This is a genomic window from Paenibacillus sp. FSL H7-0943 (assembly GCF_037963265.1).
Lineage (GTDB): Bacteria > Bacillota > Bacilli > Paenibacillales > Paenibacillaceae > Paenibacillus_AQ > Paenibacillus_AQ odorifer.
In genome coordinates this window covers 848050-866788 of record NZ_CP150148.1, presented here as the reverse complement: position 1 = coordinate 866788, position 18739 = coordinate 848050, and the positions used below count along the sequence as shown (strand labels likewise).

The 18739-nt window shown below is 42.3% G+C and carries 17 protein-coding genes; 6 read left to right on the top strand and 11 right to left on the bottom strand.

Translation table 11 applies throughout. The features are described from left to right. Positions 1 to 13 precede the first annotated feature (13 nt). Positions 14 to 1537, top strand: coding sequence for a flavocytochrome c (locus tag NSQ55_RS03810; protein ID WP_076190098.1), 1524 nt, complete (start codon positions 14 to 16; stop codon positions 1535 to 1537). An 83-nt stretch (positions 1538 to 1620) separates the two neighbouring features. Here the strand turns inward: NSQ55_RS03810 and gnpA are convergent, their stop codons facing one another. Further along, positions 1621 to 3783, bottom strand: coding sequence for a 1,3-beta-galactosyl-N-acetylhexosamine phosphorylase (gene gnpA / locus NSQ55_RS03805; RefSeq protein WP_248549421.1), 2163 nt, complete (start codon positions 3781 to 3783; stop codon positions 1621 to 1623). Between the two features lie 12 nt (positions 3784 to 3795). Continuing rightward, entirely contained in the window at positions 3796 to 4815 is a 1020-nt protein-coding gene (locus NSQ55_RS03800; RefSeq protein ID WP_076128555.1) for a glycoside hydrolase family 88 protein, read from the bottom strand. Between the two features lie 425 nt (positions 4816 to 5240). Between NSQ55_RS03800 and NSQ55_RS03795 the strand changes: the two genes are divergently transcribed. Further along, positions 5241 to 6182: an AraC family transcriptional regulator gene (locus NSQ55_RS03795; RefSeq protein ID WP_076274717.1), complete on the top strand. Its 942-nt coding sequence runs from the start codon at positions 5241 to 5243 to the stop codon at positions 6180 to 6182. 22 nt (positions 6183 to 6204) lie between these two features. Here the strand turns inward: NSQ55_RS03795 and NSQ55_RS03790 are convergent, their stop codons facing one another. From NSQ55_RS03790 to NSQ55_RS03775, 4 genes are all read right to left on the bottom strand, one after another. Continuing rightward, entirely contained in the window at positions 6205 to 6963 is a 759-nt protein-coding gene (locus NSQ55_RS03790) for a hypothetical protein (RefSeq protein WP_076274716.1), read from the bottom strand. Positions 6964 to 7215: 252 nt separating this feature from the next. Further along, entirely contained in the window at positions 7216 to 7938 is a 723-nt protein-coding gene (locus NSQ55_RS03785) for an MBL fold metallo-hydrolase (RefSeq protein WP_076219484.1), read from the bottom strand. A 117-nt stretch (positions 7939 to 8055) separates the two neighbouring features. Continuing rightward, positions 8056 to 8625 (bottom strand): hypothetical protein, encoded by a 570-nt coding sequence (locus tag NSQ55_RS03780; protein ID WP_339171344.1) that lies wholly within the window; start codon positions 8623 to 8625, stop codon positions 8056 to 8058. Next, on the bottom strand, positions 8607 to 8972 hold the full coding sequence (locus tag NSQ55_RS03775; protein ID WP_076219486.1) for a helix-turn-helix domain-containing protein: 366 nt from the start codon (positions 8970 to 8972) through the stop codon (positions 8607 to 8609). The genes NSQ55_RS03780 and NSQ55_RS03775 overlap by 19 nt, the downstream gene beginning before the upstream one ends. Positions 8973 to 9163: 191 nt before the next feature. Between NSQ55_RS03775 and NSQ55_RS03770 the strand changes: the two genes are divergently transcribed. Beyond that, positions 9164 to 9697 (top strand): NAD(P)H-dependent oxidoreductase, encoded by a 534-nt coding sequence (locus NSQ55_RS03770; RefSeq protein WP_076219487.1) that lies wholly within the window; start codon positions 9164 to 9166, stop codon positions 9695 to 9697. A gap of 73 nt (positions 9698 to 9770) precedes the next feature. On the opposite strand, the gene NSQ55_RS03765 is transcribed toward NSQ55_RS03770, so the two are convergent. After that, a complete protein-coding gene (locus NSQ55_RS03765; RefSeq protein WP_076128541.1) occupies positions 9771 to 10937 on the bottom strand; it encodes a DUF4317 domain-containing protein in 1167 nt (388 codons plus the stop codon). 202 nt (positions 10938 to 11139) lie between these two features. Next, complete coding sequence (locus NSQ55_RS03760) at positions 11140 to 12672, bottom strand: MFS transporter (RefSeq protein WP_339171340.1); 1533 nt, start codon at positions 12670 to 12672, stop codon at positions 11140 to 11142. 249 nt (positions 12673 to 12921) lie between these two features. On the opposite strand from NSQ55_RS03760, the gene NSQ55_RS03755 reads away from it, so the two are divergent. Then, a complete protein-coding gene (locus tag NSQ55_RS03755) occupies positions 12922 to 13374 on the top strand; it encodes an Lrp/AsnC family transcriptional regulator (RefSeq protein ID WP_076128537.1) in 453 nt (150 codons plus the stop codon). Between the two features lie 162 nt (positions 13375 to 13536). Here the strand turns inward: NSQ55_RS03755 and NSQ55_RS03750 are convergent, their stop codons facing one another. Beyond that, on the bottom strand, positions 13537 to 14661 hold the full coding sequence (locus tag NSQ55_RS03750) for an FAD-binding oxidoreductase (RefSeq protein WP_339171338.1): 1125 nt from the start codon (positions 14659 to 14661) through the stop codon (positions 13537 to 13539). 169 nt (positions 14662 to 14830) lie between these two features. On the opposite strand from NSQ55_RS03750, the gene NSQ55_RS03745 reads away from it, so the two are divergent. Continuing rightward, complete coding sequence (locus NSQ55_RS03745) at positions 14831 to 16018, top strand: ABC transporter permease (protein ID WP_076185138.1); 1188 nt, start codon at positions 14831 to 14833, stop codon at positions 16016 to 16018. A gap of 46 nt (positions 16019 to 16064) precedes the next feature. Further along, the gene (locus NSQ55_RS03740) at positions 16065 to 16604 is read left to right on the top strand and encodes a helix-turn-helix transcriptional regulator (protein WP_076128531.1); all 540 of its coding nucleotides are present in this window, start codon (positions 16065 to 16067) and stop codon (positions 16602 to 16604) included. An 80-nt stretch (positions 16605 to 16684) separates the two neighbouring features. Here the strand turns inward: NSQ55_RS03740 and NSQ55_RS03735 are convergent, their stop codons facing one another. Both NSQ55_RS03735 and NSQ55_RS03730 read right to left on the bottom strand, forming a co-directional pair. Then, positions 16685 to 17671 carry an iron ABC transporter permease gene (locus NSQ55_RS03735; protein ID WP_339171335.1) on the bottom strand — a complete coding sequence of 329 codons (987 nt, stop codon included), beginning with the start codon at positions 17669 to 17671 and terminating at the stop codon, positions 16685 to 16687. Beyond that, entirely contained in the window at positions 17671 to 18711 is a 1041-nt protein-coding gene (locus NSQ55_RS03730; protein WP_076276960.1) for an iron ABC transporter permease, read from the bottom strand. Before NSQ55_RS03730 ends, NSQ55_RS03735 begins: the two co-directional genes overlap by 1 nt. Positions 18712 to 18739 lie beyond the last annotated feature (28 nt).

The window sequence follows — 18739 nt, the reverse complement described above, 5'->3', positions numbered from 1 at the left end:
TGGAGGGTTAACAATGAAAAAGAAAGCAGCTGGTGCTCTGAGTCTCGTCCTCTCTGTCATGCTCGTTACCGCAGGTTGCGGTAATGGAAACGACAAGGTGAACGAGAGCAAGAGTAATAACAACGAGAAAAAAGAAGTTGAAGCCGTCTCCGGGGCATCTGAAGCAAGCTACACACCATTCGATCAATTAAAAGATAAATATGATATCATCATTGTCGGTGCGGGTGGTGCGGGAATGTCCGCGGCGCTTGAGGCCAAAGAGAAAGGCATGAACCCTGTTATTTTGGAAAAAATGCCGGTTGCCGGCGGGAACACAACCAAATCCTCTTCGGGGATGAACGCTTCTGAAACGAAATTCCAAAAAGAACAAAACATTGAAGACAGCAATGATTTATTTTATGAAGAGTCATTAAAAGGTGGCCATGACACTAACGACAAAGAAATGCTTCGTTTCTTCGTTGATAATTCCGCGAGTGCGATCGATTGGCTGGATTCCATCGGAATCCGCTTGAACAATATCACCATTACAGGCGGCATGAACGAAAAACGTACACACCGTCCTGAAGATGGCTCTGCTGTGGGTCAATACCTTGTCAAAGGTTTAGTAAAAAACGTACAAGAGAAAGAAATCCCACTTTTCGTGAATGCTGATGTCAAAGAAATCACTGAAAAAGATGGCAAAGTAAATGGCGTCAAGGTCCTCTTTAACCAAACAGAGGAAAAAACAATTACGGCAGATGCTGTCGTTGTAACCACTGGCGGATTCGGTGCCAATATGGATTTGATCTCCGAAGTAAGACCTGACTTGGAAGGCTACGTTACTACTAACCAAATCGGCAGTACCGGGGACGGCATCAAGATGATTGAGAAACTCGGCGGCACAACCGTCGATATGGATCAAATCCAAGTTCACCCGACTGTGCAGCAAGAAAAATCCTACCTCATCGGCGAAGCTGTTCGTGGGGAAGGCGCTATCCTTGTTTCCAGTGAAGGTACACGGTTCACCAATGAATTGGATACCCGTGATAAAGTAACAGCTTCCATCAATACACTACCTGAAAAAGCAGCTACGCTGGTCTTTGATTCCGGTGTTAAATCCCGTGTGAAGGCTGTTGAACAATATGACAAAATGGGCTTCGTGATTCAGGCGGATTCCATCGAAGCTTTGGCCAAAGAAATCGGTGTTCCAGAGGATAAGCTGGCAACAACGCTTGATACTTGGAACAGCGCCGTTAAGAATAAAAAGGATGCCGAATTTGGCAGAACTACAGGAATGGACAATGACCTGTCCACTGGTCCTTTCTACGCTATTAAAATTGCTCCTGGGATTCACTACACCATGGGTGGCGTGAAGATCAATACGAACACAGAGGTTCTAAATAAAGATGGTGAAGCTATCCCTGGTCTGTTTGCGGCAGGCGAAGTTACAGGCGGCTTACACGGACAAAACCGGATTGGCGGCAACTCTGTTGCAGAAATCATTATTTTTGGTCGTCAAGCTGGGATCAAATCTGCTGAATTCATAAAAGCAAAATAAGTAGATAACAGATACTATAGGCCTCACAGCAAAAAGCTCAAGCATCGGCAAGTTAGCCGCTGGCTTGAGCTTTTTTAATGGGATTAATCGCCAATAGTTCGGATAATAGTATCAAACGGATCTAATTCCAGGGTTTGTTGTCCATATTCCGTATCGATCGTAGTTTTTTGAAGCTGGTCGCTATTGTTAATCACGACGAGTATTTTACTTTCTGGATAATAAGCACACTCTGTATATAAATTATCCGTAATATACTTTGTTTCCTTTAACTCATTGCCGGCAAAACGGATCACATTTAACAGCAATCTTGTATTTTCAAAGCTTAAGGTGAAAGAAGGCAGGTAGATCCCCGTTCCTTTACCAAAGGCATGGGTGGACAATGTTATCATCCCACTCTTTTCACACAATACCGCTGCTGAGCCATCCGTAAGATAGATGTTATTTTTAGGTGTTATGCTGGCTCCTTCAGGCACTAAACCTTGCTCATCTCTAGCCTCAAATGTCCATCTTCCATGAGCTACCTTGGAGCCTGTATCCTCATCCAGACCAAGCACATGTGCCATTCTGAAAAAGCTGTCATAACCATCAAGCGCCGAAGGCTGATTGATACCTATAAAAGTACCGCCCTCATAAACCCATTCTGTCAGTAAGTCCACGCACTTATGGTCACTCCAGTATTCTCCACCACTCCATGCTGAACCTGCCGAGCCGGCATTGATCACTACATCACACTCTTGTAATACTCCCTTACGGATATCTTCAAAATCAATGAACTGCACCTCAACCGGCAACCCGGACAAAGCCTCGTTGATATGAATCAGATCATGCATATACGTTTCATGGAAATGCCCGGACAAGGTCCACGATCTCAATTTGCCCCAAGCGTGCAAAATGGCTACCTTCGTCTTAATGTGATACGGTTTGCCTTTATGATGCAGCTCTTTAATTTCTCTGAATTCATCCGCGATCTTTTCGATATAATCACAAAAATCCGGATAAGGCTCTACAAGATGCAAATATCCGCCCAGTCCAATCCGATCTATAGGCTCTCTGAGCAAGGCGCGCCGGATATTAATCCAATACTTTTTGGCATCGAGCGTAGGGTTACCTCCCTCCATAAACGTAGGAAGCCCTCCCAATCCAACCGGAAATAAATAGGGATGCAGCCGAATCTCATGGGTATCTACTTTTACACCAGAGCAAAGCCTTGCCTCATACCCTGAGAACACACATTTAATCATCCCGTCAAAACCAAACTCCTCAAAACGGTCATTGTAAGGCTCCATGCCAACCCAACTATCATCATAGAAGACATACGCCAGCTTATCGTGCTTATGCACAATATCAATTAATTGCTTACCAAATTCGATGACAAAATCATTGATAAATGCCATATAGTCCAGCTTCCGCTGCTGCGCCGGGATATGACTGACCCGATATTTCCCACCATTCACAAAATCCTCGGCCGTGAGCGAATACCCATATTTCTTGGCAAACAGATCAAGCGCCCTTGAGCTTACCGTAAAATCATATGAACCCCAGTCCGAGAACAAATGGCGATTGCGCTCATCACTTCCCCAGATCCAGGCGAAATTATAAAAGAGGGAGGTGAACCGAACCACTGTTGTTTCCTTATGCTTATGACACCAATCTTCTATCCAATGGAGTAAATATTTTTGCGTTTCTACATAGATGGGATCAATCTGCATCAGATGCTCTTTTTCCCAGTGATTCGTGGTGTGATTGTACATGGAGATCTCTTCCCAAATCCGGTAGACCATGAAGCTGACTGTGTATTTATGCCAAGGCGTTATTCCAGTAATGACTACATTTCCCGATTCCCGCTCATAATTCCACAGTTCTCTTGGAACCTCTTCGCCCGTCGTTCGGTCAAAAACCTGCCAGTACTTAAACGCCTCTTTGGAATCATTCACTCGGAATTGTTCAGCAAAAAAATCCTCCATCAGATAGATGGATAAATAATCTTGTACCGCTACCTTCGGATTAGTTATTAAAAAGCTCTGCTGCAGCTTGTCTGAATTCTGGGACGCCCATTCGTTATGATCTCTGATGATGCAGATTGTAGAATAAATGCCGTATCCTGCGTTGATAATCTCATCGGACAACTGTGTGCCGTCACTGTCACGGATGACATCGGCACCCCAACGTTCAGCTAATTCCAGGGTCAATGCCTCATAACCGGATTCTCCCGGCAGTGTAAAGGCCCCCGTTGTTTGTTTGGACAACTTGGATCCCTCCTATTTAAGCATATCGGATAGAAAAGCTAATGCTAAGCCTTGCCCCCAGCCTTGAATCCAGTCTTTTGGAATATTGCGGTATCCTTCCCGGTCCTTCATAACCGCTGTTCCGCCAGAGACACCCAGTACCCGTCCATCTTCGCTGATATTGTTCAAAATACCTTTCAGGGCTTTTTGCACATATTTGGTATGCAGCGGATTGCCGTTATTGATCATAGCAGCCGCAATACCGCAAGACGCGGATACTTCTTCATAAGACTCCTCGTCATCGAGTACTGTCCGCCACAGGCCGTTCTCCGTTTGCACCAGCTTGAGTGCGGCCAGCTGATCGCGCAGCGAACACTCCACGTCCATACACTGCGGATACAGATACCATTCTTTCAAAAGCTTTTTAACTTGCGACATGGTGTATGCGCCCCAAGCATTCGCTCTGCCCCAGAATAGTCCAGACATGTGATCCTGCTTCACATTATTGTAGCCATGGTACCAAAACCCGCTGCTAGGATCTTGCAGGTATTTGATATGCCAATAATATTGATTCAAGGCATCTTGAATCATTTCCTGATCCTTTAATTTGCTTCCTACACGGAGCAGGAAAAATGCCGCCATAAACAGGGTATCCGCCCATGCCTGTTCTGGAAAATCATTAGAAATAGAGACGGTATGCTGCAACACATGATCTCCGAATCTAAGCGCATTGTTCTGCAGATAATCTACTTTGCTCATCACAATATCCCAATATTTCTGATTGCCTGTTTCCTCATACAAAGTGATCAGCATATGGCCCATGGCACAGGTATTTACCGTCCAATCCGGCAGACCCAGCTCGATATATTCATCTGCCCACTGGACAAGCATATCCAAATACTCTTTATTTCCTGTAGTTTCATAAGCTCTGGTTACCCCATAATAAGCCACACCACAAGGCCAGTCCCATGTTAAATCCATCGCCATTGTTTTTCTGACCACTTTGTCGATGACCCTTAAAATCTCTTCTCTGTCATAAGTTAATTGAAGCATCTTGTTTCTCCTCTCTTTCGCACACGCCCCCAAAGGCGCTTGAGAGCTGTCCGTCCATATTGTAAACGCTTTACTAACTCTATTGTAAGTAGTAAAATGGTCTGATTCTAAGCATATTCATAACTAAACTGTGCAATTTCAACCATTAACTAGTAGTTCTTATATTTCGAGATTGGCCGTGACTACAGAGAATGTTTGGACTTCCGGCCGCTGTTTTCGTAAGAATTTCTTGATTTTATACCGCTCTTCGCGGTGGAAATCTGCTGACAAAGGCGGACGCTAACGCTCCTACAGTTCCAAACTTCTCCTCCGCCACTTTTTTCCCAAATTGTATAATATCAAGTTCTCTTTATATAGTTGAATTTGATATAACGTTAACCTATAATCTACTCAACCTACGTAATAAGAATGGGAGTATTGAGAATATGCCCAGAAAAAAGAAGCCCGTCATTGAATACCGCCACTACAGCTTACCGATAAACTTTCCTATCTTGCTGTTAAGCGGTGAACGTTGGAAGATTTCTGATATTAAAAGTGAACATCTGCATTTCCATAATCATTTGGAGATTGGCATTTGCCATTCGGATAGCGGCATCATGGAGATCAAAGGAGAATCTGTGCCTTTTAAAGCCGGAGATGTGACCTTCATCCCTAGGTATCTCCCTCATACAACTTATAGTTCGCCGAATGAAGCCAGTCTGTGGTCTTATATCTTTTTTTCGCCTGAGGATCTTTTTCAGCAATCCTTCAAGAGCGCTTACAGCAACTTTGAGCCGAATCTGTGGGCTATAAAGGGAACAAACTGTATTTTGAATAAAGAGGAACATCCCAAGGTTTATACCCTTGCGACATCGGTCGTGGAGGAATTGAAACAAAAAAATCCTTACTATCAAGAAAGTGCCTACGGCTTATTGTTATCGCTTTATATAGAACTCCTAAGAATTCATTCCCGGTATGAACCCTTGGTTAATCAAGAAACAGAGCATAGCCTGAAGGGCGATTTTGTCATCTCACCCGTTCTGGAATACATCACTACAAACTACATGATGCCAATTACTATCGATTTTTTAGCTGATCTGTGCCACCTAAGTACTACTCATTTTCGCAGGAAATTCCATGAGATTATGGGGTCCGCACCTCTCGACTTCCTAAACAGTACCCGTATTGAAGAGGCCTGCAAGCAGTTAAAAAGTACGGATGATTCCATTCTCTCCATCTCTGAGCAAGTAGGTTTTCAGTCCATATCCAGCTTCAACCGATGTTTCTCCAAGCTTATGGGTGAGTCACCTAAACAATGGCGTAAAGGCGCACAATCCGAAGCACAATCCGCTAAAGCGTCTATATTGGAATTTACGGGGTGGGTATGATCCATTTATCCATTGGTCTATTCTAGATCATCTTTCTCCCGATCGTTTTATATAACATGGTTCTTATCTTCTTTAACTGCGCAAAGTTTTCTTCAAATGAAATGCTGTGGGTCAGTGCCAGCCCTTTTGAGAAATCTTTTTTATATAGAAAAATTGATTCCAAATACAAACCTATGACATGAATCTGATTCCAAGTAGGATAACTTGAATTATGATAGAAGACAGTCAGCGTTTCTAATGCATAAAAATTATGACACCATCTCGCTTCCTCCATTATGTACTTCATTGCCGGTCCGTTATTGTTAATCATTATGTCTCGGAATTCATCTAAATGATTAGGCTGAACATCGACATATTCAATTGCATAAAATGGCTTTACATGCCGTTTTCGCGCGCCTTCCCCTGGTGTAGGGTACGTGCTGTTTGGTGTGGTTACAAGTAACTCCATACGGATTGTTTCGAGCACGAAAGGTATATTCACATTTTTTAAGTTAGGTAAAATGATTTCGGCATCTTCTTTTTCCTTGATCTGCATTAGGATAAGATAATCCCATATAATGAATTCTCCATGTTTTTCGGCTGTTTTGTTATGACTGTAAACTGAAATATCCTCCACAGCATTATTTTGAGCCATGGATCCTAGAACGTCTGTGAGTTGGCTCTTTATTTCTTTTTTCATATGCTTTTTATACTTCTTATCAACTCCGATACTCCAAGCAATATAATAAGTATCATTTTGTGGTGTCAGTTTTAGATTCTCTACGCTTATTTTCTTATCCATTTCTGTTTCCCTTTCTGTACAAGTCCCCAGCCATCGATGTATAATTCGTCTAAGATTTCTAATAGCTCGGAAGGGGTCTGAAGCAAGGCTGCTTATGGTTAATCGTAACGCTGCTTCCCAATAAACGCAAATAAGCCCCCCCTCTGAACTGCCCCATCAAGCACAACAAAAAGGCATGCGTCCGGTACACTACCGAATTCATACCTAACAATTCACCTAATAAAATAAGCTGTTATGTGATAAGGCTAGCCTTTACTTGACCTCACAAAATCTATTTAACAAGGGAATGATTTGTTCCTTGCTCATAGGGGCGTCGTGCCCCGGGATATACGTAGTAAATGAAAGAGTCGATAAAAGCTCAATATATTCTTTCATTTTTATCGGATCAATTTTACCTTCTCCATGATAATAATCCCCGCTATGTGCATCGCCTGCGAATAATACTCCCGCTTCTTTTATATATACAACACAAGAATCGTCTTCATGTGGCCCTCCTACCTTTATAATCTGGCAAGTGGTGCCCCCTAAATCCAGCGTTAAAGCATTCTCGAACATAATATTTCCTGTGCTAACCTTAATCTTATCAAACGTATCATATTCTTTTTTCATACAGTTATAGGCGAATTCTATTTCTTCTTTGGTCTCTAAGCGTTTTACAACAGCTTCTTCATCCCATTCCCATTCTTTCAGGCGCTTTAGTGCCTCATTCGTTGCTGAAGAGACTATAGTTTCCCCGTCAAAAGCATGCATACCAAAGGTATGATCCCAATGCCAGTGCGTGATCAAAGCATATTTGGGACGTGGCAGATTGTTATCATCTAAACACTTTATAAAGGCATCTAAATGCGATTTTGAATTGCCACAATCAATCATAATTGAAAAGCTGTCACCTACAACATATCCCAAAACAGGTCTGTCTGTTTCTCTGACGTTTTCTAAATAATAAATAGAGTCATTTATTTGTTTCAGTTTCATCCTATGGGTTCCTCTCCTTTATGGATACAGGCTAAAGTTACGCTCTATGGAGGAGATGATTACCTATTTATAATGGATGAAGCAGGTCCCATTGGGCAAGGGAGAGTTTAGTTATATTCACATTGTACTACGACGTAGTTCATAAAAATATTGCACAATCGGATGCTTTAACTGCATCTTCTCGCTCATGTTTAAAATTCGCTTTTTCCCAACCCGTCTGTCCACTAAAGCCAGAATATTCAATAAGATATCATCGCTCTCTATGCTTTCCTCTATAGAAGTAGATAGAAACTTATTAGCTATAACGATAAAATTCGATTTACTTAATGAGGTCTGTGCTGATAAAAGCTCCTTTGCAATTTCTGATATTTTTCTGCTTCTTGCAATGACTATTAGACGATCCTCCGGGATGATCCCTTTACTATCTTTTCTAACCGCTTCGATGTCTTCAGGGTGGATTGGAATTTGGAGTTCTGAATCATTCTTAATCTCCTGCTCCGTCTGATACCATCTGATTGAGCTAGTTCTATCATTCATATTGAGTACGTTCTTTTTATCTACCGAAATATAACAGCTCCCTGATTTATCAGGTAAATAACGGTAGCTGCTTGCGCGATATTCAACCTTGCCGGATAACGCGGGACATAGAAAACTCTCCAGTTGTTGCTTTAATTTGCTCCAGGACATGTATCCTCCAACAAGACGATCTCTTCTCCTCGTCCTTGTCTTATTTTTATATTTTCTTTCCCCCAAGAACACATAACATCCACGATCTTATTGGCTGTAACGCCATATTCCGTGAGGCTGTATTCAACTTTTGGCGGCATCTGCTGGTACACGAATCTTTTGACAAGCCCATCCCTCTCAAGTTCACGAAGCTGCTGGATCAGAACCTTTTGTGAGATGCCTTGAATATTACGCTGTAATTCACTTGTTCTTTTGGTACCGGACATCAAAAAGCAAATGATCAAAGCTTTCCACTTTCCGCCGATGATTTCTAGTGTTGCCTCTATCCCTAAATGATATTGTTTCATAGAATAACACCTCGTTCATGCTGATCAAATTAAGCTTACTCAAAACTTCATTGTTGCATATATTTTTTTCGGAGTCCAGTACACACCTCGAAGTAACCATCTTACTTTATTGTGTGTATTTTCTTTTTTTACAACCTGCAAGATAATAATAATATTCATAAATAATATAGGCCTGAGAATGGAGATTCATCATGAAAACACTAGTGATTTTGGCGCATCCGAACCTTGAGAATTCGAGGGTCAACCAGTGCTGGAAAGAAGAACTGCTATTATATCCCAACGATATTACCCTTCATGAGATTTATAAGGAGTACCCTGACTGGAATATTAATGTTCCTAGAGAGCAGAATCTAATGGAAACATATGACCATGTGATCTTTCAATTCCCGTTGTATTGGTACAGTTATCCGCCGCTATTAAAAAAATGGTTTGACGATGTGTTGGCTTACGGATGGGCTTATGGATCAAACGGGAACAAGCTTAACGGGAAAAAGTTAGGGCTGGCCCTGTCCATCGGTGATAAAAAAGAAAATTATCAGCCAGCGGGCTCTGTTTCTTTTACCGTAGACGAAGTGATCGCACCCTTTAAAGCCAGTGCCAAACATGTAGGCGCAGAAGCCCTACCGTACTTTGCTGTTTTTGGAGCTTCATTTCAAGCCAGCGATGAAGAAATTTATACTAGCGCAAAAGAATATATCGAATATATCTTTAATCACCGTATTTGACACAAAACAAATTGGGCTATCCTTAGTCTTGTTCAAAGACTTCAAGGATAGCCCATAGCATTGTTGAAGCAGTCTAAAGATTCTCTGTAGTAAGGGTGAAGCCTTCGATCACGGCATCTTCGTCAACCTCAATCAAAATGCAGCGTCTCCCATGATAATTCACTTGCTTCACATATTTTAAATCCTGCGGGCTGACCGAAATCGTAGCTACCTTTGTATCGATCTTAATCGATTTGGTAGTGAATTTCGGCATTACGCTGCTCGCCTTCATCTCATAATGCTTATCGTCAACGATCGTTTCAAACGCCCGTTCCACTTTTTCCATTGTCACGTTCTCTACGCCACTTACCGTGAGTACACGTTCCAGATCTCTATAATCGAGCTTTGGAGGTTCTTCCTTATCGTCGTTGGTTTCGATGACCTGATGGATCTCCTCGTACACCTGTGCGAGAGTGGTTGCATCAAGCTGTTCGCCCGCCACTTCCTTCACGATGTCTTCGAATATAGCTCTCTCTTCCAGAGCCGTATTGGATCTTTCGGCATTCAAGACCTCTCCGACAAAATGCGGATCTGGAAAGTTCGATTTCCCCGTACAATACAGAATGCGGTTCACATCGGAATAATTGTCCGTCACGCTTGGGTAAAAGAAACCTTGCTCCGGCGTACTTAACTTGACGATCGGATCTACAATGACATTGTACTTGAACTCCCGCTCCACGTAATCAAACAAGAGAGCTTTCCGTTGTTTCTCCGTGGAATTCACGCTGCATAGGATAAAAGGATGCGCGAATAGTTCGTTTTTCTCACTTTCCTCGGCTTCATCGTTTCTATCTTTAGTCGGGCGGAAATATTGTCCGCGAACGAAAGTGATCACCGTATCCCGTTCATAATGAGTATCCGCCATCATTCTGTCCACCAACAGCAGCATCAGATCCTGCCATTCATCCGGATCCCCTGTCACCAAAGCTTGATGAAGCATCACCTGCGCCGGCTCCTCCGCTTCCGCTTGAAACTTCAACTCGAACAATTTCTGATCCAGTTCACCGGTCAGGAGTTTTTTGAAATTGCCCATATACAGCTCCTGCTTCTCTCTGTCCACCATTCCAAACGGCTGGCGCTCCCAATGATAGATTTCGTTGCTTTCCTTCATAATATACACGTTGAGAATATCGTAAATACTCATTAAATCGTGATCCAGCTTAAATTGCTTGCGTATATGCGCGACTTCTTTCTTTATCATGATTCGTTAGACAACTCCTAGGAAGATTAATTGGTCTTTTCAGTATAAAGGATAAAAAAAAGCTTCGCTAGAAGGGGTTTTTAACGTTACTTCATTTCAGTTTTGTTCCAAAGCAATAATACAACGACTTTACGTGATAATACTAGGCGGCTTAATCAGTTGAGACTCACGAATCGCTTGTGGGCGCGATAGTCTTCACTCTCTACTTTTGCAACAATGCTCTCTTGGGTCCAAAAATTATAAAACTGATCGCGGCCAACACCCAGACACCAATACCGCCATAGAGCATCACCAAACCAAAGCCGTGTACAAGCGAGGCATGGACGATAGCTCCGGATGCATCCAGTGAAGATAGTTCTGGAAAACCCTGATTGAGAGACGAAGTGTTTCCGGCAGCTGTTTTTTCGGCCAAAGATCGCAATTGTAAAACATCGACAGTCTCAGGAAAAGCTTTCTTCAAATAAGAAAAGATGCCTTCCTGTAAAATGAAGCCCATTACGGCAATGTTGATGGCTAGACTGATTAATCTGGCACTCATGTCTATGCCGGAAGCCATACCTGCACGAGTACTAGGTACCGAGCCGGTAGTCGTGTTGGTGACAGGCGTGTTGGTTAATCCCAGCCCAATACCAGCCAACAGAGAGCCGGGGAGCATAGTCAACCAGCTGGCGTGATCACCGCTGCTGCCATACTTCATCAAAATGAAGCCCAAGCCGATAACGAATAGACCCAATGGGATAACTATGCGCGGTTGGTAGCGGAGCGAAAATCGCTCTGCCAGAGGCGGAATTACCAGGGTGGGCAGTGCATAAGCCAGAACAGACAACCCGGCACTTACGATGTCGTAATCAAGCCCGCTCTGGAAATAAATTGGAAGATAGATCATGAATGGCCAAAAACTGAAATTCATCCCGACGGAGCCAAGGAGAGCACCAGAAAAATTACGTACCTTGAATACGGAAAAGTCGAACATTGGATGAGCACTGTGCTTCTCCGCAAATAGAAATACTATGAAACTTATTGCCACTGCAACAAGGATGCTGAGGGATGCTGTACCTCTAAAACCAAGTTCCGACCCTTGTGTGATAAAATAGACCAGGCCAAAAACCGTCAACGAAAGCGTGACGATGCCGATAATGTCCAGCTTTTTTGCCTGTGGATCGCTGGACTCCTCCACGCCGCTGAAGACAAGGATCAAAGTAAAAAGGGTCAGCGGGACATGGACCAGAAAAACCCAATGCCAGTTCAATACAGCCACGATCATACCGCCAATGATAGGTCCAAAACCGAGACCGATACCAAACACGATCCCCCATGTGCTAAAGGCTTTGCTGCGTTCTTCTCCTTTCTGAAACCGATGTGAAAGAATGGCTATCTGGCAAATCTGCATCGCGCCAGCACCCACGCCTTGAAGGAACCGGCTGGCGATCAGAACCGATGTGCTTTGCGCCAAGCCACAAATCAAAGATGTAATACCGAACAAGATAAGGCTGATAATAAAAATACGCCTCCTTCCATACCGGTCAGCCAGCGTTCCAACAGCCATCAGAACTGTCGCACAGGCAATGGTGTAGGCGTTCATAATCCATTGCATATCCTTGAGGCTACCGTGCAATACCTTTTCCAGGGTAGGCAGTATCACAGGCACACTGGAAATTTCGAGGCCAAACATCAATGCGGACAAACATATAGCAGCTAATGTGATTATATTTTTGCGGGAGTGGGAGAGTCTCATTGGGAGTTTCCTCCAGACTCATCAATACGTGCCTGTAAATCTTCTGTACCTACTTTATTTAAATCAAATTTTCTCAATGGTAGCCATCCTCTCTAACTTTCCAAGTGTAGATCATCATTTTGGTGAGAGTCATATTATATAATGTAAATTATTCATTTTACATATTATAATCAATCAATTATGATGATTTAACAAAGTAATTAAAGGAGTTTTAATGAATTACCTTAAATATAAAGGAGGCCATCCAAAGTGGATCATGTAGACAAACAAATTCTCTTCTATCTTCAAAATCAAGCGAGGATTTCAATGACAGAACTGGGGAAATCCGTAGGTCTGTCTCAACCTGCGGTTACGGAACGAGTTAGAAGAATGGAAGAGAAAGGAATCATTGAGGAATATCGCACCATCATCTCCCCTGAAAAAATCGGGAAAAATACGGCAGCCTATATGTTGTTTCGGACTAGAGACTGCCTGGCATTTCTTGACTTTGTCCATGCCTCTCCCCAAGTTGCCGAGTGCCACCGTATAAGTGGAGAACACAGCTATTTATTAAAAGTAGTTACCGAATCTACACATGCTCTTGAAGAGTTTGGCAATCAATGTGATAAGTATGGAACCTATACGATCCTGATTGTTATGTCTTCACCGATAGATCATAGATTTCTCATTCATTCTCTCGAAGAGGCATCTAAAGTTGACTAATGCCAAGCAGAAGGACAACGAGTTTACAGAGAAGTAGCTTTATTAAGAGCGTCTTACAATAAGCAGGAATAAATGTTTAGTTAAAAAAAACGACATCTCTGTCGTTTTAAGGAATACGTATGGTGGCACTTTAGCGGATCGAATCGCTGACCTCCTTTTTTACTACTCATTTATCGCATGCTCTAATGCATAGTCTTCAAGCTGAATATCTACCTGTTGATTCATGGCCAGCTTGGCTAGTTGCTCACCAAGAAAGGGTCCCATCGTTAATCCGGATGATCCTAGTCCATTAGCAACAATTAGTTTATTCCATCCTTGAACCCTGCCCAACACGGGAAGAAAATCTGCTGTAAATGGACGGAACCCTACTCTTATCTCATTTAGGCTACAGTCCGCAAGACCGGAAGCCGTTTGCAGACCTTTATTTAATATTTCTTGCATCCCTCCTGCGGTTACAGCAGTATCATAACCTACGACATCATTTTCGTGAGTAGCACCTACCACGATATTTTGATCCGCAAATGCGAGTATATATTGATCTGTAGGCGGCATTACCACAGGCCATTGCTCTGTACTCGCTTGTTGAGCAAGCTTCAAATGCATAATTTGAGCTTTTTGATAACGCACCTGAAGCATGATCCCAAGCGGATGAAGCAAAGCGTTAGACCAAGCCCCTGCGCACACAATCACTTCATCCGCTGTGAATGTCTGTTCTCCTACACTAACCCCTTTAATTTCATGTTCATCATGTTCTAAAATAGCATCGCCCTCAATCATTTGCGCACCATTACGCTGAGCAGCCCTTAGCAAAGCATCACGTAATTCACGTCCGTTCACTCTTGCTGCACCGGATACATGAAGCGCATGATAACCTTCCGACAATAAGGGAAACTTCTCTTGCGCTTCAAGATCCGTCAGCATCGTAAGTTCCCCTATTTCAGGGGCCTCCTCTCTGCGCAGCTCCGCTCTTTCTTTCATCGCGAGTAACTTTTTCAAATCCTCATGGATACATATCGCTCCAACTTTTGCGTATCCAGTCTCGGTTTCTCCAGCCTCTTCCAACTCTTGAATAAGTGCCGGATAAAAGCTTGCTCCCGCTTTAGCAAGACGATACCATGCTTTGTTTCTGCGTTGAGACAACCATGGACAAATAATCCCTGCTGCTGCATCCGTCGCTTGTCCAACATCCTTACGATCTATAATGATGACCTCAGCACCTAACTTACTTAGCTGATAAGCTGCTGAAGCCCCTAATATGCCTGCACCAATTACAATAACCTTGTTCATATTCGAAGTCCCTTCAGTTATTCATTTTTTTAATCATTCACTACTTACCCATTGTATCTTAAATTTGACATTTATAATGAATTATCGTACTATAAATCTCACTCAGTTAAAAGTACTTTAATTGGAGTACTAAAATAAAAGTGTTATTCAGAAGAAAGAAGGAATACAGTTGAAGTTTTCACAGTTTTTGAAGTCCAAAGGGGCCATTGGTTCTATTTTTATGGGTGTGTTCTATGCCATTGCGATGCTTGGTATTTTCTTACCAGGGTATACAGCACTTCCAGGGAACATGGATGATTTAAAAATTGCTATTGTCAATGATGATGCAGGTCAATATGGGGCTCAGATTTCGAGTCAGTTCTCGGAGAGCTTACCATTCAAAACGATAAAAACCGATGTATCGAATAAAAAAGCGATGGATGAATTAGAACATAATAAGTTAGCTCTAGTTGTCCATATTCCAGAAGAATTTTCAGCCAACGTTCAAAGCGGTAAGGTATCCGCAAGTATTGATTTCACAGTCAACGAAGCTTCTGCCACCATGGTATCTTCAGCCATGTCTTCCGTGGTAGGAGAAATTAACAAACAATTAAGCGCGAACTTCTCAGAGCAAACCGCAAAAGGTGTGTTAATGAACTTTAACGTACCAGAAGAACAAGCCACCGCAATGGCTACACAAATTGAAAATAGCTATGTCGGGAATTATGTTGTCATCAATGATGTTCCGGACGGCATGCACAACAACATGTTACCTATGTTCTTAACTATGGCTGGTTATGTTGGGGCAATGATTGCCTCCATGCAATTAGTTGCTTCTTTTAAAGCGAACCGCGGGAAAGCAAGCAAGACAAAACTGTTTATGTTCGTTCAATTCACAGCTTTATTAATCGCTGTATTATCAACAGTCGTTGCTTTAACCATTGCCTTCTCTGTTGCAGATGTAGACCTATCCTTACTGTTACCAGTTGCTGCTCAACAAATTCTAATGTATATGGCTGCATTCAACGTGTGTGCGATTATGGTCTTCCTAGTTGGCGAAGGCGGTATGGTCTTAAATATTCCAATCCTGCTCATGCAAACCATCGCCAATGGTGCTACCATGCCTCGTGATATGATGTATACACCATACGATTGGTTCGGCCGCATCACCCCGATGTATTATTCTGTGCAAGCTTATTTGGCACAAATGTTTGGTTCCATTAGTCCAGCCCCCTTCTTATGGGGATTAGCAGGCGTATTTGCCGGGGCTATGATGATTAACATTGTAATCGTCCGGTTTGTTCATAAACCTGTACCTGTGACTAAAGAAACTATACTGCCCGTTGAAGTTAAAAATACAGCTGAAATAACCGCCTAGGTTTGGTAAGATAGAGTTTAGCCAACAATTAGGAGTGGGTTCTGTGATGTCAATTCAAATTTATATCTTAAGTAAGTTAATGGATGAAAATAATTATCCTTATAAATTAAAAAAAGAACTATCCACCCCTATTCCTTTTGATAAATTGCTCAATCTATCTGAAAGCAAACTATATTATCACTTTGAATCTCTTACGAAACAGGGCTTAGTTGAACAGGTAGAGATTATCAAAGAAGAACATCGTCCAGACAAACAGGTGTTTTCCATTACCGATAAAGGGCGCAAGCAGCTCCCGCTCAAAATTTATAAGGTAATAGAAGATGCAGAATCTATTTCAGATATGATTGTCGCTCTTGTGAATCTTCGTTTTGTAGAGACTGATAAAGTGATCCCGATTATCGAGAAGAAAATTGAACAGTCACTTATAAAAAAAGATCAATTAAATCAAATCTACCAGCAAATAGATGTAGATAGCTCCACTCGTGAAAGTGTAGATTTCATGGAAAGCTACTACGCTTCTCAACTTGAGCAATCTATACACTGGTGGAAAGTTCTTTTAGAAAAGCTGAAAACGAAAACGATATAAAAAAGAATGCCTTGGATTATTGCATAATCAAGGCATTTTTTTTTTATTTCCAGCATCAATCACACAATAGCTTTTTTCAGTTATTCACTTTTAATTAATAAATATAAAAAGTATGGAGCACCGATTAAAGCCACGATTACTCCTGCTGGTATTTCAGTATTGGCTACTACCATTTTACCAAGCGCATCTGCAATAACAACTAATCCGCCACCGATTAATAAACATACGGGAATCATTATTTTATGGCCACGAAAGAGTCGTCTAACTAAATGTGGAACTACTAGTCCTACGAATCCAATACTTCCACTAACGGCAACCGCTGGTGCCGCCAATAAGACACTACACACTAAAAACCAAACACGATATTTATTTAGAGATACCCCTAAACTAATGACTACAGGATCGTTAAGCCTTAGTACATCCAATATAAGATGATTCCGAATTAATAAAGGCACAATAAGAAGTAACCAAGGCAGCATAGCATACACGTGACTCCAATTACTATTCCCTATGTTCCCTGCCAGCCACACCTTAATCATCTGATATTGCGAAGGATCTAGTACGAAGGTTAACACAATCATAAATGCACTAATCGCAGCCGCAACAGCAATACCAGTATAAATTAATCGAATGGGAATAATGCCTTGATTGCGATCATAGGAAAGCATAAATAATAGAGCGACAACGATAAATCCGCCCAATAAAGCATACAGTGGCTGAACATACGTATGTAAGCCGGTTGAGCTATTTTGTAAGAGTAAAAATAACATCATGGATAATCCAGCACCAGCATTTATCCCCAGTATGCCCGGGTCGGCCAAAGCATTTCGGCTTATAGGTTGCAGCAGCATTCCTGCTATTGCCAACGCGCCACCTACTAGAAAACCCAAGATCATACGTGGAATACGGAACTGAAAAAGTACAAGCTCCTGCCTCGGTGTTCCATTTCCCAATACGGTTTGCCATAACTCTTGTAAGCTTAAGCTGCTTTGACCAGTAGATACACTATATATAAAGCCTAGCAGTAAAATGATTGCTATAATTATAAATTTCCATCTTAGCTTCACTATAGTTCCCGCCTTTCTTTACGTGCCAAATATAGAAAGAACGGAACACCAATAACCGCAATTACAGCACCTACAGGGATTTCATAAGGGGCATTTACGATACGTGCCACTAAATCAGCAAGCACAACAAGGATGGCTCCCAGAATTGCGGATAATGGAATAATATAACGATAATCCACACCCACTATGTAACGTACCAAATGCGGAGCAATTAAGCCCACAAAGCTTACAGATCCGGCTAAAGCACATGAAATCCCAGCTAACATAAATGCGGCTAAAAGCGAAAGATTTTTGATAAGTTTTATATTAACGCCTAACCCTTCCGCTGTCTCATCCCCTACAGAAAGTATAGTAATCGACTTTGAAATTACGATGGCAAGTAATAGCGCAAGAAGCATCCACGGCAACATTTGCTGTAGATGGGCCATGCTAATGCCACTTAAACCTCCTCCATACCAAAAAGCCACCTGCTGAGCCACTGAAAAAAAGATACTTATTCCTTCACTTAGGGCAGTTAGCATAGCAGAGATGGCAGCACCCGCCAATACAAGCCGAATAGGCGTCATGCCTCGTTTACTTAATAAACCCACACTAAAGACTAAACCCGCTCCCAATCCCGCACCTAGAATACAGAGCCAAAGTGTACCTGTGAATGAAATCGTCGGCAGGAAAACCATAGCAATAACTAACGTGACCCCGGCCCCAGCATTTAATCCAAGAATCCCCGAGTCGGCTAAAGGATTGCGACTAATCCCTTGAATAATCGCTCCACTTACTGCAAATCCAGCGCCTGTTGCCATAGCGGCAAGTACCCGGGGTAAACGAATCGACTGGATCACCTGATGAGTAGACGCCTTATCATCAAAAGCGATGATCGACATGAATACATCTGCGAAGGGTATTTTTTTCGCGCCAAGGGCCATAGCAAGCACTAATACACCTATTAATAGGAGGAGCATGAGGATTAGCAATAATAAAAAGGAGAACTTTTTTTCTCCTGCTAGTGATGATTTCTGAACATTTGCGGCCAATGTTTCCAACCCTTTCCCTTCACTTTACAAAAAGAGC